Here is a 22014-nt window from a genome sequence, read left to right as displayed (position 1 = left end):
CGAGTTCTGTCAAAGAGATTGTTGTAGTGACCCATGCTACGAAGCGGTCTTTCTTGACCAAGGTTGGGACGGTCTACTACTATTTCTAAGATACAAGGTTGGGTGCGATGGATCAGAACAATTCTTAGAAAAAAGAGCGGAGCAGAATAGCTGCTTTGGACACTAAATCAAGCTCATGTTCACAAAATACAAAAGATAAATATGCCGGATTAGTCATTCGTTCTAATATAACTTTAGCTTGCAAACAAGATATAAATCTTACTTTTACTAAAGAACAAAGTCCTTCGAGACGAGCAAGCCTGCAAAAAACTTTAGGTGATTCATCACATGGATTGAATGTTGTCGAACTATTTGCCGGGGCAGGGGCAATGGGACTTGGTTTTTTAATGGCAACCAAACCAAATAAACACTATAAGATAGGTTTTTGCGGTGAGGTTAATCCTGTTTATGTAAAGACTCTTAAACATAACCATGCGGCTTTTCGTCAACTCTCTCAGATATCTGGAGTTGATTGTGTTCCAGAAGAAATAGAACCTCTTGACCTACGTACAAAAGAAACACAAAAATTTACAGAAAGTCGTTGCAGGGAATTAGGCGATGTCCATATATTAATTGGTGGCCCACCATGTCAGGGTTTTTCTAGCGCCAATCGTAATTCAGGGAATAGCGAAAACCCAAATAACCAACTTGTAGATACTTTTTTCAAATATGTTGAAAAATTAAAACCTCGCTGTTTTTTAATGGAAAACGTCCAAGGTATCTTGTGGACACAAAAAAAAGCAGGTCAAAGTTCTACTCAAATCAATGTTGTAGATTGGGTCATTAAACGTATGCACAAAGCTGGATATATTGTTTTCCCAAAACTTATAGATGCAGCTTGGTATGGAGTACCACAACATCGTAACCGCTTTTTCTTTTTTGGCATACATAAGGATTTGGGCTATAGAAAAGATGATTTCGGTGAGTGGGGGCCATTCCCTTTACCTACGCATGGTCTGGGTCAAGACAAGCCTTATGTAACAGTACGAGATGCAATACAAGATTTACCTACTATTGGTAACGGATGTCTTGAACACAATATGGCTTATGAAGAAGTAAGGAATCAAAAACTTGTTACAAATCCTTTTTTAGAAGCTATGAGAGAAGGAGCATCTGTTGGTTTAATTACAGACCATATTACTTCCCGTCATTCTGAATATGTAATTGAACGTTATCAACAGATACCACCTGGAGGAAATTGGCAGGATATTGAAGACAAACTAACTAATTACAGTGATGTTCAAAGAACTCATAGTAACATCTACCGAAGGCTTGGCTGGGATGAACCATCTATTACTATTGGACACTATCGCAAGAGTATGTTAATTCACCCACAACAACATCGAGGTCTATCTTTGAGGGAAGCATCCCGACTACAATCAATTCCAGATTGGTTCCGTTTTGCTGGAAGTATCGATAGCATTAACGGTGGATTAGTACACAAGCAGCAGCAATTAGCTAATGCTGTTTGTCCACTTGTAACTAAAGCCATAGCAGAATTTCTTTTTGAGCTTTAATAGATTATGTAAAATTATCGTGTTTTTTGTGTAAACTTAACCACTACTGTATCTATCCAAAATAAAATGTAAAAATAAGCACTTAAATTTTTACTGTAAGGGTACTACCGTTATTCCATGAGCCACTTAAATGCGCTCTCTGTATCACAAAAATATACTCTTTGGAATCGTGCGATCGCAGAGTACTTTTTATATAACAATTCCAATGAACAAGAAATTTACTTAACAATATCTCCAAGAAGTTTGGCTGCTGCTTTTGTGAAGGTTCAAGGAACTCCATTGTCACCTGAAGACGCAGAGCAAGATTTTGTTGATGTAGTTTCATCAGCATATCGCCACAGGGTACTTTCACACTCAGCAGGATTTCGTGTCTTGCATGGATACGATGAAAACGGATTTCCAAAATATATTGCTTTTTTAGCTTTGTGTATTTTAGCTGCTTATCGAATGCATTCGGATGAAGAAGTTAGCACGAGAGCTTATTACCCTAGACTTGCGGAACTTATTGGATGTAAAATAGTTAGAAATTTTCCTGAAGGTTTTGATACAGATGAGTTTGAAAAGCTTTGGAAATTACTAAATAAATGGCTTCATCAGAAAAAATCGTTGCTTTTGGCAATGCCAGAAGCAAATACAGTAAAAAAATATATAAGCTTTCCTTTAAGCCACGTACCTCTTCGTCAAGTTGATATTGAAAAGCTACCAAATTTTTTTGCATGGGCTGGTTATACTCCTGGACAAATAGCTCCAATCAACAAGTTAGAAGCAGATGTTTTAAGATGGGGAAATTACTATTTCACACTTACCGGAAAAAAAGCCCTTGCAGATAAGCGACTCAAAGCTGTAATTGCACAGGTTAACAACGAGCTAGAACTGTGGGACGGTGCGATAAATGACTCATACGGTAGAAGAAGTGCATCTGTAGAGATTCTTCTCGATATTGTGCGACGACAACCGCAACTTTCTTTTCTTCCGAGATGTCCAGATTCGTTTCCTTCCTTTTTTGATTGTGAAGAATTATATTTAGAGTCGAGCGGAGAGGGGTGGTACAACCCGATTTCGCTTGGAGAAAAAAACGGACGAGATTTACATGAAGGTTTCTCTTGGAGTACCAAATCTAACAATATTCAATTTGTTTTACAAAGGGGTGGGTGTTCTGCGATCGCACTTGCTCCCAGTTCGGATTATACAGGGTTTGTTTCTCGCCATAGCTTACCCTCTGGTATCGCTTGTAACGTTCTTGTACATGAGGATGTAGCCAAAAATGCAAGAGAATATTTTGAGGAAATTTCATCTCGTAGCTCTAATCCCATACATGATAAACGACTCCCTGATGGTTGGTGTTTATTTCGTGACGTAAAGGCTGAAAAGTATATAGCAAATATACCTTCTGGACTGGAATCACTTTACGTAGAGTCAGCCGTAGATATAGTGCTATCGGGAGGACTACGTTTGGGAAAAAAGTCGGCATGGCTTTTAGGTGCGCCCCCTCGCTTAATGATTACAGGTTTACAAGAAGGTCAACAACCCAAAATTGATGGTATACCCATAACTATTGCGGAAGATGGAACTTTAGTTGACTTATCCCATTTGATGCATCCAGGAGTTCATTGGATAGAAGTCGGTTCGGTATCCAAAAAGATTGAGATTGTTGAACCTGAAATTAATTTTGATAGAGAAAGACAAAATTTTTACCGCACCAGTGTCACAGGTTCTCATATAGCTCTCCCCCCAGGTAATTGGACAATCATAGGCGCAAATCCTGGTGAAGTAACGCAAGCAGCAATCTATGAGTCCCAACAGGGAATAATAGTCAAATCTTCTTTTCAGGCAGTATGGGCTATAGAATTCGGGTCAGGGACAGGAGCAAGAGTTGTCTGTTTAGCAAAGAGTCCACCCAGTCCTAAAACACTAAAATTCTCCATAGCAAAGACTCAAATCCCATCGGAAATAGAACGTTGGACATCACTGGTTTACAACGCGGCTATTCGTCGTCCCAAACTAGCATCGATTTACGACGAAGAAAAAGCTTCTAATTTACAAGTAGCTTGGAAGGGTTATATGCAAGCTGCACGCGAAATTAAGCGACAACAAAAAAGGAGATATAGATGAGTTGGGATACATTGCTTTACTGGCTAACTCATCAGCAAGAGGGGTCATGGATAACTTTTCGTAGAGCAGTCACAGAGCTTGCTTCTTTTGAACATCTTGATGTCGATATCAGCGATCTATGTAGAAATCTCCGGTTTCAATTGTCCGAGGCTAGTCATATAGATTTTTTCATTAATGGTTCCCAAAGATGGAAGGCTCGTCCACCAATACTCGCAGGATTTCTTAATAGTCCTGATACCGCCGTACTATGTGGAGGGCGAACACCGAAATTGCTTTCACAGATGTGTGATGTTGCAGCAACCTTAAATTGTCAAATAATTAGCGATACGACATCTCAAAAAATAGCTGAAATACGTGTTAAGGGTACAGAAGCGGGTATTCGCCAGATAGCTGCGATTATTGGTATTCCTTTTGTTCCTCAACAAGCAAAATGTCTAAGCCAAGACTTGAACCCTATTCTCAAGCAACTAGAAATTGCAGATGAAGCAACTCCGCTAGCTGGATGGTCGGCTCAGTCATTCGATTGGCAATCTCGAAAATGGGTTGATGGTGTATTACAGCATACAGTATGTGAATATAGCTACTATAATACTCGTCATTATTTTGTCCCCAATCAGCAAGGTAGATTAGTGCAAATGCCAAAGCATGAGGCACTTTATGCGGCAGCCGCGTTACGTTATCTTCAACTTGCGGTATACAATCAAACTCAACGTACATTAACCACCGATGTATCAAGTCCACTACCTGAAATGTATGCTCGTGTTGCTTATTTTTGTGCGGGTAGACCAAGCCAGATTGCTCAGGGGCAAATTGTTTATAACGAGATTTCACTAGATTTAGCTGGTTTGCTTCTGGTTGCTATTGGACAAAATCATCCAGGACTCCGGTGGGTTAATTAAATTAACTAAACGCCCTGCTAGGAAACGTATATGAACGATCCGTTTAAAATTTTTGATTCAATTAGACAAACCTATTTGCGTTACCTAGAAAGCCCATTCCGGGTTAGATATGAAGCCCTGATGAGTGAACGCAGAGCAATGCTTGACCAAGATGGTCAACTATGGCGAGAACCTCTACTGGAACCGATTGCGCCTTATTTACCTTCAGGTTTTACTATTGCCGAAGCCTGTCAACATTTTGGGATTAATTCAGCCGTTGCCAACTTTATTAATGGGGGTTTATTTTCTCCCCAGCGCCAAATTTATCAGCATCAGTTTCAGGCTTGGGAACTATCTCGGCAAGGACGAGCAGTAGTCATTACATCAGGTACGGGTTCGGGAAAAACCGAATGTTACTTAATTCCCATTTTTGCTTATCTAGCCGAAGAAGCACTTGGGCATTTAACCCCAGGATTACCCGCATGGGGTTCCTCAAATAGTACTTCACAAAAATGGTGGAGGCAACCAAGACAACGATGGGTTTCTCAACGACAGCATGAATCTCCAGAAAGACCATCTGCTGTCCGCGCTTTATTACTTTACCCACTCAACGCACTTATTGAAGACCAATTAACTCGCATTCGTAGAACTTGCGATAACCCGCATGTTCAACAGTGGCGGGAAGACAATATGAATGGAAATCGGTTTTGGTTTGGGCGATATAACGGAGCGACACCTGTAGCGGGATTACGCATGAAAGATGGGAATGTTAATTCTCAAAAGCAGGGAAAGCTTAAAAAACAGCTTTTAGAAATGGATAATGAGTGGTCAGATCAAGTTTCTGATGAGGAACTCATTTACTATTTTCAAAATCCTGATGGTTCTGAAATGTGGTCTCGTTGGGATATGCAGGATAAAGCTCCCGATATTTTAATTACCAACTACAGCATGTTAAATATCATGCTGATGCGTAGTGTTGAAAATGACATATTTGAACAAACCAAGCAGTGGTTGGAGCAAGATCGGCAGCATCATATTTTCCACCTTGTCATAGATGAACTTCACACATACCGAGGAACACCCGGAACCGAGGTTGGCTATCTTTTGAGGGCTTTACTCAATCGGATTGGCTTGGAGCCGGATTCGCCACAATTACGAATTATTGCCACTAGTGCCTCTATTAGCAACGATGAAGAAAGTCTTGATTATCTCGAACAATTTTTTGGACGCGATCGCAATACATTTTCGATTCTTCCTGGGGAACGACAAAATTTCCCGACCTCAGAACATGAGCCAAACCCACTAGAACCTTACAAAGAGACATTTGTACAAATCGACAACATCCTTAACCAAAGCCAAAATAATGATGAGGATGCGGTTATTGCCCAAGCAGCAACAACGTTAGCAAATGCGCTTCATCTTACTAACGTAAATTCTCCATCAAGGCAAATTTTAACTGAGAGCTTAAATCACATTCAAGCATTTGGGGCTGTACAAACCTCAGCCAGCCAATATCCATTGACAGTAAAAGAATTGGCAGAAGCGGTTTTTGGAGATGTGTCGTTAAGCGGACAAGCTGCGGCTCGCGGATTAGCTCGAACTATTGTTTTAGCAAGAAACTCTGACAATGAAGCCCTTCTCCCCCTGCGTTCGCACTACTTTTTCCATAATGCAGGCAGGATTTGGGCTTGTGTAAATCCAGGTTGCTCCGGGCGAACGGGGGTAACTCCACCAGGAGAACAAACACCGCCTGTTGGTAAACTATTCTTAGACCCTAGACCAAGATGCGATTGCTGTAATTCGAGAGTTATTGAGCTTCTTTACTGCCAATCATGTGGCGAAGTATTTCTTGGCGGGTTTAAACGTGAAGACCCTGACTCCCCAAATGCTTGGTATTTATCTCCAGATTACCCTTATCTTGAAAACGTTCCAGATAAGGCAGCATCGTTAAGCCGCACCTTCGGAGAATTTTTGGTATTTTTGCCTGCAAACGGAAGACCATTAATAAAACAAACCCAGACTCGTATTCCACGATGGCAGTGGCAGGAAGATAATGAGAAGGGTTATGAATGGAGACCTGCATTAATCGATCATCTGTTAGGACGTTTAACATTACCTGCTTCTTCAAATGCTGTCTCAAGTGGTTCTACTCCTGGCTATGTTTTCATAGCACCAATAAACGAAGCAAACGCTTTTCCATCAAAATGTCCTCATTGTGAAGCTGACTGGCGTGGTAGGCGAGTCAGTTCTTCGATTCGTGACCTTGGCTCTGGTTTTCAACGAGTAGTACAAGTATTATCTGATGCTTTAATGCGGCAAATGTCAGCCGAAATAGGTCGTAAGCTGGTTTTATTTTCAGATAGCCGTCAAGATGCTGCCAAACTATCTACAGGTATTAAACGCGATCATTATCTTGATACAGTCCGTCAAATTGCTTACCAAAGGCTTCTACGTCAAGCACAAGAATCAGAAGCCCAGTGTTTGCAGGCTCAGACTCAATATGGGTTAGCTTTGGAGTTATTTAGCTTGCAAAGGCAGATTATACAAGATGCAGCTAATGCTAACACAGTCCGTTATTCACAGTTGTGTAATTTATTGCCTCCTGAAATAGTAGGTGTCGTGATTAGCTATGCATCTAGTGGTGGTGTAGGAAATCCACCGGGGGCATTAACACCTCCGACAAGTGCTGGAGGCTTTATTTCCCTTCCATTTAATTTTTTATTAGACGCTGTTAGAGAAGGGTTACTTTCAATTGGTTTGAACCCTGACGGTTCAAGTCCTTCCTTAGCAAAATATAAATTTTCTAAAACTGTAGAGCGATCGTGGACTGATTTAGTTGATTGGAATTCAACGCCAAGATGTTACCAGTTAGATTTACAGCCAACACAACGAGATGCAATGATACAAATTGAAACCGCTTTATTAGAGTCGGTTGTAAAAGCTGTTTTATTTGCTAGTGGCGCTCGTGATTTCGAGTCTCTCAAGCTTGGTTTTTTGTGGATTGACAATTCTCCACCTTCTAACTTAGAAGAGCAAGTTGCTGCTTCTGCCATCCGGCTTTTGGCACAAAGAAGACGTTGGAACGGCTCAGGTTATCCCGGACAACATAACCCTCCTGGTTACATTAATGAGTACCTTAACCGCGTGGCTGAAATCAGGAGCTACAATCGAGAACAATTAGAGCAAGCAACTTTAAACATCATTAATTCAGTTTTAGACCAATGGCGAGTTGTTCCCCAATCTTTACAGGTTCTTAGTCCACGTCCTAACGAAAATAACCAAATAGATATTTACGCCTGCGGGCAATGCGGACGAATTCACTTACATGCTTCGGGAGGAATCTGTACCAGTTGTAACAGCAATTTACCGAACATTCCAGGTACTTACAACTTAAGTGATGATTTGGAAGATTGCGATTATTATGAATATTTAGCACGTTCTAACGAACCAATATTTTTGCTTAATTCGGAAGAACTCACAGGTCAAACTGATCCTGGTGTTCGACGTGTGCGACAACGCCTTTTCCAAGATGTTTTTAAACCATCCGAACAGCCCGATCCTTCTAGAATTAACCTCTTAAGTGTCACAACCACTATGGAGGCAGGGGTTGATATTGGTTCACTTCAAGCTATCGGTATGGCAAATATGCCTCCAATCCGTTTTAACTATCAGCAACGCGTGGGAAGGGCTGGTCGTCGTCGCGGTTTAGGTATGTCCATTGCCTTAACATTATGCCGTGGGCGTAGTCACGATGATTACTACTTTGAACGTCCTCGACTCATTACTGCCGAACCTCCACCAAAACCTTACGTTGATGTTAGGCGTGAAGAAATTGCCAAGCGAGTTATAAACAAAGAAATTCTCCATAGAGCATTTCAAAATGTTGTTCTTGAATACACGGGAGATAATGTTCACGGTGAATTTGGTAAGATTTTGGAATGGTTACAAAATAGACCAATCATTGAAGACTGGATACAACATCACCCATCGGAAATTGAAGAAATCTGTGAAGCAATTTTACGCCGTACTTCAATAAATGAAGTAGAAATGGTTGATTACGGATGTAATCAACTGCTACAAGATATTGATGTAGTTGTTGATGACTCTACGGACTTTCAACACTTAGCCTTAAGTCAGCGTTTAGCATCGCGTGGCATCCTTCCCATGTTTGGATTTCCCACCCGCACCCGTTACCTGTACCATAAATATCCCAAAACAGAAGCAGGGGAATGGCCTCCAAAAGCAGGTGTTGTTGACAGAGAATTGGATATTGCAATTAGTCAATTTGCTCCAGGTGCCCAAACTGTAAAAGATGATATGCTGCTTACCGCAGTAGGAATTATCGATCCCGTACCTTCGGGGAATAAAACCGTATTCCAACCGAATCCCTTGGGGCAAGGTGTCCGTGTTGGTGTTTGTCGCCAATGTCAAGCTTTAGTCGAGAATCCGTCAGAAGAAAGGGGTTGCCCTTATTGCTCGGCTCCCAGAGATGAAAAGGGATACCGAACGGTTGATATTAGCGAACCACCAGGATTTAATACATGGTGGGCAATTAACGCCGAGTATAATGGAGCGTTTGAATTTACTCCACGGGCACTCAAGACACGTTTGGGTACACCTTCTGAGGAATATAGTTTTGAAACTCGTCAAAACTTTGATATTAAATGTATTCCACAAGCTTTGGTTTATCGCATTAATGATAACAACGGCAAAGACTTTGAATTTTTCAAAGTCTCTAACCAGCACGTTTGGATAACTAGGGAAGCATTTGAACAAGCTTTGTTGGATTTATCACGAGAAGAACGTGATAGGGTTACTGATCCTGTTAACGATCCCTCTGTCCAACCGATTGTTAGAGCTTTGGCTGCTATTTCTACAACCGATATATTAATTGCAGGCATCCCCAATGGCGGTTCCGGACTCAATTTAAATCCAGCACTACCGGAAGCAAGAGCTGCTTGGTACTCATTTGGTTTTCTTATTAGGCGGGCTGCTGCTGTCAGCTTAGATGTTGCAGAATCTGAGCTTGATGTTGGTATTCAACCCTTTACAGACCTTAGCAGCCCTTTTGCCCCACCATCCGCTCGGATATTTTTGTCTGATAGCCTAGAAAATGGAGCGGGTTATAGCTCACATTTAGCGGAGCCAGAGCGTTTTGAAAACCTCCTGCATTTTATTCTCGGTGACGAACATTTTTCAAGTCAAACTTTTGCTGTTCCATTACTTTCTACTGGACATCAAGAAGAATGTTCTACATCTTGCCATCGATGTTTGCGGGAGTTTGGTAATATGGCTTACCACTCGATTTTAGACTGGCGACTTGGTTACGATATGGTGCGTCTTGCACTAAATCCCAATGCACAAATTGATTTAAATTATGATTACTGGGTGGATTTGGTATCCAGTACAGCTAATTCCTACTTCTCAGGACTGGGTTTGGAGCAAACGACTTTCGGTAGTTTATTAGCAGGTATCGATAGTTTTAATAGCGAAGCCATAATCCTCGTACATCCCCTTTGGGACATAATAAAGCCTGAAAATTTACGACCAGAAATTGTACAAGCCTACACAGAAGCGCAGCAACAAGGCTTAACTCCCAAGTTAAAATCAATTTTTACCGCTATTCGCTTCCCCTATGAATGATGTTTGTTTGGTTCGATGCTAAACATTATTTGAGCGATCGTCATTATTACAGCACTTCCGCCTGCTATGAGGTACGCATACAGTCTCAAAAGTTAGGATAGAAAAGGGATATGGGTAAAATTGTGCTTCATAATAGCCGGAAGTGCTGTAATATAGGAAAATGGCGATAGGGCGATCAATCCGCTCAACTTTTGGGTAACACAATAGAAAATAATTAGCCCAGGAACCCAGTTCACAGCTAGGCTGTCGCGTAAGCATTTCCAAGAGAAAGTATCGTTTTCAAAAAACTACAGTAGCCAACTTTAACAACTCTTTTGACGTTTCGCCATCGTCGCAAATGGTAAAAAACAATGTGGACACTCCCCTTGCACCCAATCTGCTGGAATCGGGAAAGGTGTCTCGCAGTTAGTGCATTTTGTGAGTAAGCGTAATTGATGGCGATCGCACTTCATTTTCTCCTTAAACTGCCACTCAATGCGGTGACAAGGAACTTCTGCATAGCAAGCACCACATAACCGAATTGGTCTGGGTTTCATAGTTACACCCTTTGGTGGCAGCATCTCATATAACCTCTCGACCTGCACACCAATCAGCCTACTCAAAGTTTTTAATTCCTCAAGACTCGGAAAGGGATTGAAATAAAGCTTCTCCCATCGCGTTGTGATAGCACCAAGACCAGTAATTTTTCCTAAAGAATATCCTGAAGGAAGACTGTTAGCCTTAAATCGGCGCAAGCGTCCCAGATAATGACTGATGCTTTCATTTGGGTATGGCTCAACATAGCCCAACCTTGGCAGAATGTCATAATCTTCATTTATTGCTATTTCTGTTTTCTGGGGGAATGTATTTTCTGCCATACCGACTAGCGATTCTTTCTAAAATGCCTTGATCAACTTTGCCAAAGCTATTCTTGAGTGAATGTAAAACTGCCTTAGTGAGTATTTTGACTAGCAGTCCTATCCGCGCACCTGTACTTTCAGCTAGAACCTCAAATATAGTTCCCTCGGATAAACTAGAAGCTTCGGGCAGAGCCAGAATATCGAATTCAATTGTACTTAGTGTTTTCTTAAAATCATCGTATTCTAGGCGGTCAAACTCATACAGTGTTGGAAAGCTAGTCAACAAATCAAAATCGGCCAAGATTTTATCTAGCTCCTGTCCTCCAACTAAGACGACAGGAACATGACATTCGTCAAAAAGTTGTTTAAGGTCTAACAGTGCTTCTCTTTGGAGATTTTCAGCATTGTCAATAATGACCTGTTCTATCCCAAATAATTCAAGACTACCAGCCAATCTTGGACGTAAATCTACCCGCTTACCTGTTGGTGCTGCGTGGTTAATATCCTTAAGAATTTGAGAAAATAGACGCTTGGAACTCGATGCTGACCATGCTCTGACATACGAAAGCTTTTTCCTATCCTCTTGGCGATAGTGAAGAGACGCTCGGCTTTTCCCCACATCTCTGGGGCCAATTACTCGGCCGCATTGTTTCAGTATCCGCAACTCATCTAAGCATCTGAAATATTCTGAAGCACGATTAGTTAGTATGAAGCAATTATTGAATATCTCTTCAACTTCAACAACTTTAGCAAGTTGAGCATTTAAATCTAGCTCAGGAGCCAAGGCTTCAACGGAGGACTGAATAGCAAGTTGCGATCGCGCCATAAATTACCAAATCTTCTTCAAGTCTTGTTTACGCTTAGAGAGAAGCAGCTTGTGTCTCTCCTGTTCTTGAGTGTCAGCTTGACCAGATACTTCTGGTTGCAGTTCTGTTTTCTGAGGCTGTATTTCTTCCCTTGAAACTCTCTCTGGCAAGAGTTCCAGTTTGTCATCTTTGTTTGAAGAAACATTAGCTCTACTTTTCCTCATTTCAACAACATTTGAGGTTTTCTTAGAAGCTGAACGTAGACGCTTTTGTTCTGAGCGTCTTTTTTCCTTTTTGTCCTCTTTACGTTCCTCTACAAGTTCCTTCCGTTTACCTAATGCTAATAAGGCATCATAGTTAAAATGCTCCTTACGAGCTTTACTTCGCTCTTTATTCAAGGCTTTCAATTCTTCTATACTTAAATCATGGGTATCCATGTTGACGGCATGAGCATAACCCAAAAAATCTTCTACATTATCAGTTTCGCAACTGTAGATATATAAAGTCAGGATATGGTCTGGATCATATCTCAGCGTTACAAATTCACCTCTATATGCCTTGAGTGATTCTCCTCGATAAATGAGGTTTTCAAACTGTATAGATCCATGCGCTTGAACAACTCGTTGCGCTTCTTTCATCAAACAGATATCTAATTCTCGCTCATTCAAAGGTTCAGGGAGTTTTCTTCTCATTCCTCTAAACCATCGCTCAAATCTTGTTTCGCGGGGATCTTTGGGATATGGTTCGTGGTTATAAATATCACAAAAGAAACTAGCTAGGATCTTGTCTATATCTTTTATTGTCAAACACGCTTCTTTCTCTGCATTTTGGGGCGTTCCTGAACATTTGAACCTGTATAACCAGGTAAATCTTTGAGAACTTGAGTATTAATAGTTCCAAAAAGCCGTTCTACAATACCGCCTTCGGGAGGGCGATCGCGTGGTTCACACTTAAATCCTAGTTTCTTACCAATGGCTTTTAGATGTTTTGATCTCAAATCTTTTCCACCATCAGTAAAAAAACATTGCAAAGGAGAACCGCATACCTCTCAAGCTTTATTTAGCTGATAATCTTCAGGATAGTTCTTGGGCAAAATAGCATGTCTTAAGGCTAAAGCTACCTCTGTAGAACCTGGCTGTTTGATCCATAAGTGGAAACCAACAATACAGCTTGAAAAAGCATCCACAACAGTAGTTAGCCAAGAACGGTCAGACCATAAATTACCATCACTATCAACTATGTGAATATCCAGTTCAGTATGGTCGCATTGAATAATTTGGTTACTAAAGTCAGCCCTCAGTAGCTGTCCATCTTTTGTTACAACTGTCATTCAAGATCCCGAACCCGGATTTCTAACTTTTGTATTCTGTTTATGTTGTGCAATTAAAGGATCTAAAATCTTATAAACAGTAGCTTGATGAGGATAGTCTCCTAGTTTGAGCTTAAGGTCAACGATTGCGTGTCGCTTTACTTCGCGAACTATAGATGCTGGTGAAATTGGATGTTTGTTTTTAATACTTTCTTCATAAATTGCTTTGATAAATTCTTGCCAGTCTTTGCTGACTCGATGTTTTCCCTTATCTGAGCGTTGTATTCCTGCTGATTCTGATAACTTGTCCACGGAATGTGTTTCTTGAAAGAGGGATAAGCTTTACGCACAGTGTTTCTTCAGAGAGGGATAATCGATACTGCTCCTCGGAAATTAGCCAACTAAAGATGTCTCGCGTAATTCAATCAAAGTCTGTAGACCCGATTTTAGCGACCACTCAGGTGTAAAGCCTAACATTGAACATGCATTTGAGATATCAGCTTGTGAATGCTGAATGTCCCCTAAACGGGCAGGCATAAAATTAGTTGCTGATTGGTGTTGAGGAAAACAAGTTTTGAGAATATCAACTAGTTCAACCAAAGAGGTATTTTTTCCATTACCTAAGTTACAAATTAAAGAAGATCCTGATTCTAGAGGAGTAGTTAAAGCTTTGCTAAAGCCATTTGCCACATCTTTAACATATATAAAGTCTCGTGTTTGAGTACCATCTCCATAAATAGTTAGGGGTAAACCTTGCTGCATGGTATTCACAAAGATGGAAATTACACCAGAGTATTGGGAATGAGGTTGTTGTCTAGGGCCAAATACATTAAACAGGCGCAATCCTATAAACGAAAAACCTAATTGTCTGGCAAACAATCTGGCATATTGTTCGCATACCAGTTTTTGTAAACCATAGGGAGAAATGGGGTAAGTCTGTTGATTTTCTGAAATTGGTAGTTGCGTTGGATTACCATATACAGCTGCCGAACTAGCAAAAACTAACCTAGAAATATTTAAGGCCTGGCAAAGTTGAATTACAGTGATCGTTGCAGAAAGATTATTGTGATGAGCCTTTAGTGGTTGCAGCCAAGATTGAGTAACTGATGGGGTAGCTGCTAAATGGGCAAGTCCATCAATCTGCTCGGTAAAATCCTGGGGTTGACATCTGGATATATCTTTTATTAGTAGTTTGAGACGAGGATGCTCAGGTAGGTTTTGCAAGCTACCTGTTGATAGATTATCAACGACAGTGACATGATGACCATCTGACAGAAGCTGTTCTGTCAGATGGGAGCCGATAAAGCCGGCTCCACCAGTGACAATAAAGTGCATAATTTTGAGGTGCTTTTACGAAAATATTCTCATCAGGTTTGAAGATGAACCTAAACCTATATCTGCATTACCTCTGTTTTCTATCGGAGCGGGTAGAGCTTATTCAGGTGGTATCTAGTTACGGATGGGAAGGAGCAAAATTCTCTGCCCTATACGATGCAATTTAAATTTGATTTGTTGGAAATAGTATAAAAAGAAGTCCCATTCTGGATGATGATATGGCCACAATCTCTTCTGTAGGGCCTGCCAAATTTCAGCATTCTTGACATCTTCTTTAGACAAATACTCGGCTATCCAGTTTAAGAATACAAAGTCTGCGGGATTTGTCTTGTAAGGGTGGTATTGTCCTGTTTTTTCGGCAATAGAACAACTGGAAGCTGGATGTTGTCGATATCTATCCCAATAGTTAGGCTCTATAAACACAGATGCTTTGAGATAAACTTTAGTGAAAAAGACTTGATCTTCATACATACTCCGAAAGCTTTCTTCAAATCCCCCAATCTCTTGAAATAACTCGCGTCGGATTAACACACTACAAGTAGCAGGTGTATTAATTTTGTTTTGCAACAAGAGTGTTAGCAGTTTTGGCGGATGGAATAACCCATTGAGTGGAATACCAAGTTCTCGAATATAGTCGCGTTTGCTATCTTCAGGATTCCCTGTCCAACTGTACCAATATTGACTCGCTCCAAAAACTACTTTTGCTTGAGGATTAGATTCCATGATTGCCAGTTGCCGTTCTAGTTTCTGCGGCAACCAAACATCATCAGCATCTAACAAGGCTATATATTCACCTTTAGCGTTGCGGATACCCAGATTGCGCGTCGCACTCATACCGAGGTTTTGATGGTGATCGTGTTCCAGATAGCGCACTTTTTCTGGGTAATTTTCAGCATAATGCAAGGCGATCGCTGTGCTACCGTCGGTAGAACCGTCGTCTACAAGCAGAAGTTCCCAGTTGTCATAAGTTTGAGCAAATACACTTTCTATCGCTTCTTCAATAAACTTCTCTGCATTCAAAAAGATAATAATGGCGGAGACTAAGGATTTTTTGTTGAGCTGTTCAATCATTAACCCACCTCAAAAGCTGCTTGAAGAAAATCTTCTCTATTCCAGCTATTGAAATTTTTATTTTGAGCTTCCGAGATCCAAAGTATAAAATTGGATGCACAACCCGTAATTTTTCCTCCATGAATACTCTCCACACTCTGCTGTCTTTAACATCATGTACAGATAAGTACTGGTATACCCAATTCAAGAAATTTAGACGTGCAGTGTATTCTTTAGCTTTTCGATCAGTTGCTGTGTTGCAACAACTATTAGGATGCTGTCTATATTTATACCAGCATTTACTTGCTACGAATACAGGGAATTGAAGACAAACCTTTGCACAAAAAACCTGATCTTCGTACAGACCTCGGAATGTCTCTTCAAAACCACCGACTTTTTCTATTACCTGACGGCGTACTAACATTCCCGATATGTAAATTTTCATTGGTAATAAGAGCAAAAACAGCGTTGGTGGCTGGACTACAGTATCAATTTGTACTTTAGAATCCTTAAAAGAGACAATAGGAGTATCTAAAAAGTCACGTCTCATATCTTTAGGATTTCCAGTCCAGCTATACCACCACTGAATTGGTCCATAAACCATAGCAGCCTCAGGATGGGAACCTAAAATAGCGGCTTGTTCCTCTAAAGTTTGTGGTATCCAGATATCATCGGCATCTAGAAAGGTAATATATTCGCCTTTGGCGTGGCGGATACCTAAGTTACGAGTTGCACTCATGCCACAATTTTGATGTTCTTCATGTTCTAAGTAACGGACTTTTTCAGGATATTTTTGTGTGTAGCTTATAGCAATGTCAGTACTACAGTCAGTGGAGCCATCATCTACTAGTAATAGTTCCCAGTTCTCATAAGTCTGGGCCAATACACTTTCTATTGCTTCTACAAAAAACTTTTCACCAGCATTAAAGAAGATAATGATGCAAGAAATCAGAGGTTTGCTAGTCATCATAAAAAAAAGCTTGACAACCAATGAGCAAATGTTTCTCCGTCCCAATCTTTAACTACAACACGAGGTAACAGGAAAAAGTTGCTATGCTGCTGAACTTTACCAAGTATGCTAGAACAAGCACAGGTAAATCCAGCTTCTTGGACGATGGAAGTAGTCTCAGTTGTGTAACTACCATGAGGATACGAAAAACTCGCGATCGCGTGCCCTAATATTTCCTGTAGGTAGTCTTTACTTTGCTGAATTTCATCCCGTTGTGAGACTATGGAAAGTTGAGAAAGAAACGGGTGTGTTACAGTGTGGGCACCAATTTCGATCAATCCCCCTGACTCTAGTGCAAGCATCTCCTGATTAGAAAGAGAGCGATGGGTTGATCGCCCTACAGGTTCAGCGTTTGCCCAGATAGCTAGTTCATCTAGCAACTTACTTCGCTCGTAGACGGGTAAAAGCTGCAATAGTTGATAGAGTGAACGATAGAGGTTATAGCGTAGGGTAGGAGCTTGTTTTGGTTTTCTGTCGCTTTGCCAATGGCGATCGCGCTGGCGATCAGCCTTACTGTAATGTGTTGCCTCTCTTAATTCCCATTGGTAGCTTCTGCCATTAATATTTAACTGGAGTAACTCTGGTAATGTATCAGGTTGCAATAGCAGTCGCTCTAGTTCGTCCCACCAAAATTCACGCTTTTGGTCTATACCACCAGTGGTAACAAAAACTGTTGCTGGGATATCGTACTTTTCTAATAACGGTTTGGCATTATAGAAGTTATCTGCGTAACCATCATCAAATGTAACGACAATTGACCGATTTATGTATTGGCGATCACTAAGCCTTTTGGTCAATTGTTGTAAATGCAGAGGATAGCCATATTGTCGCAAAACTTCTAAGTGTTCAGCGAAGTGTTTTGGTGTCACACATAATGACCAAGGGTCTGAATGTGCTTCAGCTACGCGGTGATACATTAAGATGAGCGCACCAGGGAAAATTTTATTTTTTAGCTGCTGAACAGTGTATCGAACTTTGTTGTTGAGTTTGCCTAGAATCATTGGTTTCACTATTTCACAGCTCTAGCTGTAATTAAAACCTGGTACTCAGGGTCTTGATAGTCTAGCTTTGATTGCTCTAGTTCTTCAGTTACAATGCCGTGCAGAAAAGCGATCGCACTCAACACGTTTCCATAAGCTGTAACTTGTATTTTGTCTTGGTCAAAAGCTTCCTCAAGTAATCGCCGTGTGGAGAGAGTCGTGAAACTCCAGTATTGACCCCAACGAGTCATATCATCATCACTGATTTGGGTAATACCTGGTACAGTAGCGAGTAAAACACCCCCTGGCTTAAGAATGCGGTGAAGAGTTTTAATTGCGGCTCGGACATCGTAAATAAATGGCAGTGTTTGAGTCAGGATAATGCAGTCGAAGGTGTTGGATGGGAGATGGTCTGCCTTAGTTAAATCTGCAACAATAGTTGCTTGGGGATTACCTGGTTCTACGTGAAGTACGTCGCTTTTTGTGATGCGATCGCCACCAAATTTGTTTGTGTAGAGGGGTTCCTTAATCTCTAGTACATGTCCTTGAATATCTTCAGCATAACGAGCCAGAAAATTTTCAATATAGTAGCGGTCAATCACTGAACCCCGATCTAAACCGAAGTTAGGTCTAATTGGCTTGACTCTTCCTAAACTACCAAGGTTTATGCTTCCCATTGGTAAGCGACCATATCGTATATCTCGCAGCCAATGGTATACAGGAGTTGGTAGTTTCTTAACTAAGCTGATACTCATGATGCCACCTCTGGTTTTACTGCTCTAACAGTAATTAATACTTGGTATTCATCATCTTGGTAATCAAGTTCTTTCTGGCGTAAATCTTTGACAGCAAGTCCTTGCAAAAAGGCGATCGCTGCTAGAACGTTACCATGAGTTTCAACTTGAACATTGGTTTTGGGAAATTTCTCTTCAAATAACAATCTTGCTGATTGAGCCGTTAACGCCCAACACCAATCATCTCCCCATTTGCATTTGACTACTTGGCTAATGCCAGGAACAGTTACTAGCAAAACACCACCGGGTTTCAAGATGCGGTAGAGGTTTGTTAGAGCTGCTTGCATATTGTAGAGAAGGTGTAATGTCTGCGTTAGAACCACACAGTCAAAAGCATCTGATGGAATATGGTCTGCGTTAGTCAAATCGCCGATGATAGTTGCCTCTGGGTTTCCTTCGATTACATGTAGTACGTCACTTTGAGTAACGCGATCGCCACCAAATCTGCGTGTATATGACGCGTCGCCAATCTCCAATACTCGTCCTTGGACATCATTAGCCTGACGCTCAAGAAAATTTTCTATATAGTAGCGATCGATAGGAAGACCTCGATGGTAGCCAAAAGCCCGACTCATAGGAGTCAACCGTCGCAGGGAGCCAAAATTCACCATTCCTGGTGGTGGACTATATTTCTCACCGAGTACTTGAGAACGTAACAAATGATAGAGAGGTGATGGTAATGTTTGCTGTGCAATTTCCTTCAATTGTTTTCTATTCATGAGAATTAGGTTTGTAAAGTTAAAAGTCATCTTTTCGACAAAATGTTGAGTAGGCTTTGTTAATTTTGACAACATTGGATGGCGATAACGCCATAACTGTTGTTGAAGAAATTGGCGGGCTTCTGTATCTTTGATTTGTTGTTCATTCAAATAGTTCTCCAGCCAGTTAAGAAAAATTAAACGCGCCTGATTATCTTCACCTGAATACATTGAAAGATGCCAGCTAGAATCATCACGTTGCCGATACTGTTCCCAGCATCCACCCTCAACAAATACAGGTGCTGTAAGAAATATTTTGGCTAAAAATACTTGATCTTCATAAAGGTGCTGGATACTTTCTTCAAATCCACCAATCTTTTCGACAAACTTACGTTTTACTAGAAAACTACAGATACAGGGAACAGCTCCCCCATGTCCGAGCAAAAGTTTTAGTAACGATGGAGGCTGAACTAGCATATTGGGCTGAATACCTAGTTCTGGCATATAGTCTCGTTGACTGTCTTCAGGATTGCCTGTCCAACTATACCAATACAAGGTATTACCATAAACCATAGCAGCCTCTGGATGAGACTCTAAAATTGCTAACTGTTTTTCTAGTTTGTGAGGTAAGAAAACATCATCAGCATCTAGGAAACAGATATATTCTCCTTTGGCATAACTTATCCCTAAGTTACGCGAAGTACTCTTTCCAAAATTTTGGTGTTCTTCATGTTCTAGATAACGCACTTTTTCAGGATATTTTTTTGCATATTCATGAGCAATTACACTACTGCCGTCCGTAGAACCATCATCGACCAATAATAGTTCCCAATTTTTGTATATTTGGGAAAATACACTTTCTATTGCTTCTTGAATAAATTGCTCGGCATTTAAAAAAATGACAATTATAGACACTAGGGAATTGCTGCTCATGTCATTATCCTAAAAGATATTTGTCGATTGAGTCTAATATTTGTGAATCTTTAGTGGCATCAAATTTTCGAGCATACAAACAAGATGATTGAGACAATTTATTAAAGTGATTAATACCCAATATTTCTGGATGATCTGAATAATCCTTCCACAGTGTATAGGTCATATGGTTGCTTATTATTTTTTCTTTGAAGGGCGAATTCATGATAATGGTTTGAAAAAAGATTTCATCAGGAATTAATACATTTCTAAAAAAATCAACAAAGTCAGGATTATGATTTATGAATGAGTTGATATATTCTGCAAGTTCTCGTGAAACACACCAATATGAAGAACCTCCATATGGTTTAAAGCCTTTAAGAAATTTGCGTTTTAATTGGTGTTGAAAAAATGAAACTGGAAAGCGTTTATTAAACAGATTTAAATAAAAATATTCAATTCTATCCATCCCCCCTCTTTCCTCACCTCCCTTTATCCATGCATCATTTGGTAAAGGAGAGAAATTTACAAGAGAATGAGAATTCAACTGTTTTAAAAAATCTCTGATTTGTTTGTTAGATTTAATGGGATAACATTGTCCAGTTAACAGAATAATGTAATCACAAGATATATTACTATCAAATATTTTTTTGATTCCTTTTATAGAAGCTAAAACATGACCAAAATCGCCCCAATAGCATTTGTGTCTATCAAGAAAACAAACATTTGAATACTTGGATAGCCCTTGAACCATTTCTTGATATATTTTATTGTTTGTTTTTTTATCTACATGAATCAAAAAAGATGTTTTATCTGCATTTAATTTATTGACTAGACGTATTAATTGCTGTGGATATTTATATGCTGATATAATGTAGGCTATATCCATAGTACCTCATGAAATCATTATTGTATTACTGAAGATTGCAATATTGATTGATAGAAATTTATTTCATCACAAATATTAGTCTTGTTCTAGCCTAAATTTATATTGAGTCATCTGTCGAATCTCTCTGAATAACCGCGCTCTTATAATTAACTTAAGAAATAAGCCCATAGCTTTTTTAACCAGCAAAATACTAAAATTAATACGACAAACTCTATTTAAAAGCTGCCAAGCAGTATATTTATCTTTTACCCAATAGTAGTAAGTTAGCTTTAATAGCTGAGTGCTAAGATGAATCGAAACTTCATTACGGTGTTTTTTATATTCTTCGCTATCAAGTTTGTAGTAATTGCAGAAAGCATGCTGTAAGTGAAATATTTGTTCTATAACTTGATTAAGCTGTTGTAGATTCAGATGCTTTAGTTCCTGTGACTCACCAAGCCATAGCGAAGTCATTTCTTTAAGGTGTACCCCATTACTCCACCTCTCAGCTTCTTCCGAACCTAGTAAATGTCCTATGTTACTAATCTGAATGTGAAGCGTTGTATCTTGTTGTATATTACCATAGGTAGCTGTTACAGATGAGGGATGTACTCGCCACTTTATTAGATAATCACTTAAATTCGCAATTTTTAGACGAAGGGCAATCCTACACCATAATTCATAATCCTCAGCATGAATAGCAACTTCATTGTAGAATCCAATCTGCTCTAAAACAGCAGATTTCTGGAGCATCACCGCACTATGAATAAAAGGACTGTAAAATAAAAGCCCCCAACGAATTTGTGTGCAATCATAGGGTAACTGGCACTCGCAAATGAGATTTCCTTGAGTATCTATCTGCTTGTACCATGTACCTACCAATGCTACTTCGGGGTGTGTTTCTAAAAAATCAACTTGCTTAACTAACCTTTCAGGCTCTGAAATATCATCTGCATCTTGACGAGCAATAAATTCACCTTCAGCTAATTTCAGTCCCTTATTTAGGCTTTGGGTTAAGCCAAGATTGTAGTCGTTGTCTATCAACCGGATACGTGGATCTTCATAAGAACAAACGATTTCTCGCGTGCTATCTGTAGAGCCGTCGTTAATAATTAAAAACTCAAAATCCTGGAAAGTTTGGCTAAGGATGCTATCTATCGCTTCTCGAAGGTAGATTTCTCCGTTATAAACTGGCATTAAAACTGTGACTTTAGGCATGTTTCAG

16 protein-coding genes and 1 pseudogene are annotated in these 22014 nt (G+C 40.1%); 4 read left to right on the top strand and 13 right to left on the bottom strand.

Annotated elements, in window-relative coordinates; translation table 11 throughout:
* Positions 1 to 155 precede the first annotated feature (155 nt).
* From dcm to H6G86_RS30850, 4 genes are all read left to right on the top strand, one after another.
* The gene (dcm, locus tag H6G86_RS30865; RefSeq protein WP_190937512.1) at positions 156 to 1556 is read left to right on the top strand and encodes a DNA cytosine methyltransferase; all 1401 of its coding nucleotides are present in this window, start codon (positions 156 to 158) and stop codon (positions 1554 to 1556) included.
* Between the two features lie 117 nt (positions 1557 to 1673).
* Positions 1674 to 3668: a hypothetical protein gene (locus tag H6G86_RS30860; RefSeq protein WP_190937511.1), complete on the top strand. Its 1995-nt coding sequence runs from the start codon at positions 1674 to 1676 to the stop codon at positions 3666 to 3668.
* On the top strand, positions 3665 to 4567 hold the full coding sequence (locus H6G86_RS30855) for a hypothetical protein (protein WP_190937510.1): 903 nt from the start codon (positions 3665 to 3667) through the stop codon (positions 4565 to 4567). The genes H6G86_RS30860 and H6G86_RS30855 overlap by 4 nt, the downstream gene beginning before the upstream one ends.
* Before the next feature lie 30 nt (positions 4568 to 4597).
* Positions 4598 to 10189 (top strand): DEAD/DEAH box helicase family protein, encoded by a 5592-nt coding sequence (locus H6G86_RS30850; protein WP_190937509.1) that lies wholly within the window; start codon positions 4598 to 4600, stop codon positions 10187 to 10189.
* Positions 10190 to 10491: 302 nt separating this feature from the next.
* Here H6G86_RS30850 and H6G86_RS30845 read toward each other — a convergent pair whose 3' ends face one another.
* The 13 genes and pseudogenes from H6G86_RS30845 to H6G86_RS30795 form a co-directional block, all read right to left on the bottom strand.
* Positions 10492 to 11046, bottom strand: coding sequence for a TniQ family protein (locus H6G86_RS30845; RefSeq protein ID WP_190937508.1), 555 nt, complete (start codon positions 11044 to 11046; stop codon positions 10492 to 10494).
* Positions 11000 to 11854, bottom strand: a complete 855-nt coding sequence (locus H6G86_RS30840; protein ID WP_190937507.1) for an AAA family ATPase — start codon at positions 11852 to 11854, stop codon at positions 11000 to 11002. The genes H6G86_RS30845 and H6G86_RS30840 overlap by 47 nt, the downstream gene beginning before the upstream one ends.
* Positions 11855 to 11857: 3 nt before the next feature.
* A complete protein-coding gene (locus tag H6G86_RS39055; RefSeq protein ID WP_242065052.1) occupies positions 11858 to 12640 on the bottom strand; it encodes a Mu transposase C-terminal domain-containing protein in 783 nt (260 codons plus the stop codon).
* A pseudogene (locus tag H6G86_RS40230) lies at positions 12637 to 13164 on the bottom strand (TnsB C-terminal domain-containing protein). Before H6G86_RS40230 ends, H6G86_RS39055 begins: the two are co-directional and overlap by 4 nt.
* On the bottom strand, positions 13165 to 13455 hold the full coding sequence (locus H6G86_RS39040) for a hypothetical protein (protein ID WP_242065049.1): 291 nt from the start codon (positions 13453 to 13455) through the stop codon (positions 13165 to 13167).
* Between the two features lie 81 nt (positions 13456 to 13536).
* Positions 13537 to 14478 carry an NAD-dependent epimerase/dehydratase family protein gene (locus H6G86_RS30830; protein ID WP_190937506.1) on the bottom strand — a complete coding sequence of 314 codons (942 nt, stop codon included), beginning with the start codon at positions 14476 to 14478 and terminating at the stop codon, positions 13537 to 13539.
* Positions 14479 to 14592: 114 nt separating this feature from the next.
* Entirely contained in the window at positions 14593 to 15549 is a 957-nt protein-coding gene (locus H6G86_RS30825) for a glycosyltransferase family 2 protein (protein ID WP_190937505.1), read from the bottom strand.
* Positions 15542 to 16498, bottom strand: a complete 957-nt coding sequence (locus H6G86_RS30820) for a glycosyltransferase family 2 protein (protein ID WP_199338489.1) — start codon at positions 16496 to 16498, stop codon at positions 15542 to 15544. Before H6G86_RS30820 ends, H6G86_RS30825 begins: the two co-directional genes overlap by 8 nt.
* Complete coding sequence (locus H6G86_RS30815; RefSeq protein ID WP_190937504.1) at positions 16495 to 17538, bottom strand: polysaccharide deacetylase family protein; 1044 nt, start codon at positions 17536 to 17538, stop codon at positions 16495 to 16497. The genes H6G86_RS30820 and H6G86_RS30815 overlap by 4 nt, the downstream gene beginning before the upstream one ends.
* Before the next feature lie 8 nt (positions 17539 to 17546).
* Entirely contained in the window at positions 17547 to 18272 is a 726-nt protein-coding gene (locus H6G86_RS30810; protein ID WP_199338488.1) for a methyltransferase domain-containing protein, read from the bottom strand.
* On the bottom strand, positions 18269 to 19942 hold the full coding sequence (locus H6G86_RS30805) for a glycosyltransferase (RefSeq protein ID WP_190937503.1): 1674 nt from the start codon (positions 19940 to 19942) through the stop codon (positions 18269 to 18271). The genes H6G86_RS30810 and H6G86_RS30805 overlap by 4 nt, the downstream gene beginning before the upstream one ends.
* Before the next feature lie 4 nt (positions 19943 to 19946).
* Positions 19947 to 20810 (bottom strand): beta-1,6-N-acetylglucosaminyltransferase, encoded by an 864-nt coding sequence (locus H6G86_RS30800; RefSeq protein ID WP_190937502.1) that lies wholly within the window; start codon positions 20808 to 20810, stop codon positions 19947 to 19949.
* A 75-nt stretch (positions 20811 to 20885) separates the two neighbouring features.
* Positions 20886 to 22007, bottom strand: coding sequence for a glycosyltransferase family 2 protein (locus H6G86_RS30795; RefSeq protein ID WP_190937501.1), 1122 nt, complete (start codon positions 22005 to 22007; stop codon positions 20886 to 20888).
* Positions 22008 to 22014: the final 7 nt, after the last annotated feature.

Source organism: Nostoc sp. FACHB-133 (assembly GCF_014698055.1).
Lineage (GTDB): Bacteria > Cyanobacteriota > Cyanobacteriia > Cyanobacteriales > Nostocaceae > Nostoc.
Note: the sequence above shows the minus strand (reverse complement) of the source record. Positions and strands in the feature narration are given on the sequence as shown.

Excerpts from the sequence above, each read along its gene's own strand:
- H6G86_RS30860 (WP_190937511.1), top strand. The coding sequence starts at position 1,674 with ATGAGCCACTTAAATGCGCTCTCTGTATCACAAAAATATACTCTTTGG.
- H6G86_RS30855 (WP_190937510.1), top strand. The coding sequence starts at position 3,665 with ATGAGTTGGGATACATTGCTTTACTGGCTAACTCATCAGCAAGAGGGG.
- H6G86_RS30850 (WP_190937509.1), top strand. The coding sequence starts at position 4,598 with ATGAACGATCCGTTTAAAATTTTTGATTCAATTAGACAAACCTATTTG.
- H6G86_RS30845 (WP_190937508.1), bottom strand. The coding sequence starts at position 11,046 with ATGGCAGAAAATACATTCCCCCAGAAAACAGAAATAGCAATAAATGAA.
- H6G86_RS30840 (WP_190937507.1), bottom strand. The coding sequence starts at position 11,854 with ATGGCGCGATCGCAACTTGCTATTCAGTCCTCCGTTGAAGCCTTGGCT.
- H6G86_RS30830 (WP_190937506.1), bottom strand. The coding sequence starts at position 14,478 with ATGCACTTTATTGTCACTGGTGGAGCCGGCTTTATCGGCTCCCATCTG.
- H6G86_RS30825 (WP_190937505.1), bottom strand. The coding sequence starts at position 15,549 with ATGATTGAACAGCTCAACAAAAAATCCTTAGTCTCCGCCATTATTATC.
- H6G86_RS30820 (WP_199338489.1), bottom strand. The coding sequence starts at position 16,498 with ATGATGACTAGCAAACCTCTGATTTCTTGCATCATTATCTTCTTTAAT.
- H6G86_RS30815 (WP_190937504.1), bottom strand. The coding sequence starts at position 17,538 with ATGATTCTAGGCAAACTCAACAACAAAGTTCGATACACTGTTCAGCAG.
- H6G86_RS30810 (WP_199338488.1), bottom strand. The coding sequence starts at position 18,272 with ATGAGTATCAGCTTAGTTAAGAAACTACCAACTCCTGTATACCATTGG.
- H6G86_RS30805 (WP_190937503.1), bottom strand. The coding sequence starts at position 19,942 with ATGAGCAGCAATTCCCTAGTGTCTATAATTGTCATTTTTTTAAATGCC.
- H6G86_RS30800 (WP_190937502.1), bottom strand. The coding sequence starts at position 20,810 with ATGGATATAGCCTACATTATATCAGCATATAAATATCCACAGCAATTA.
- H6G86_RS30795 (WP_190937501.1), bottom strand. The coding sequence starts at position 22,007 with ATGCCTAAAGTCACAGTTTTAATGCCAGTTTATAACGGAGAAATCTAC.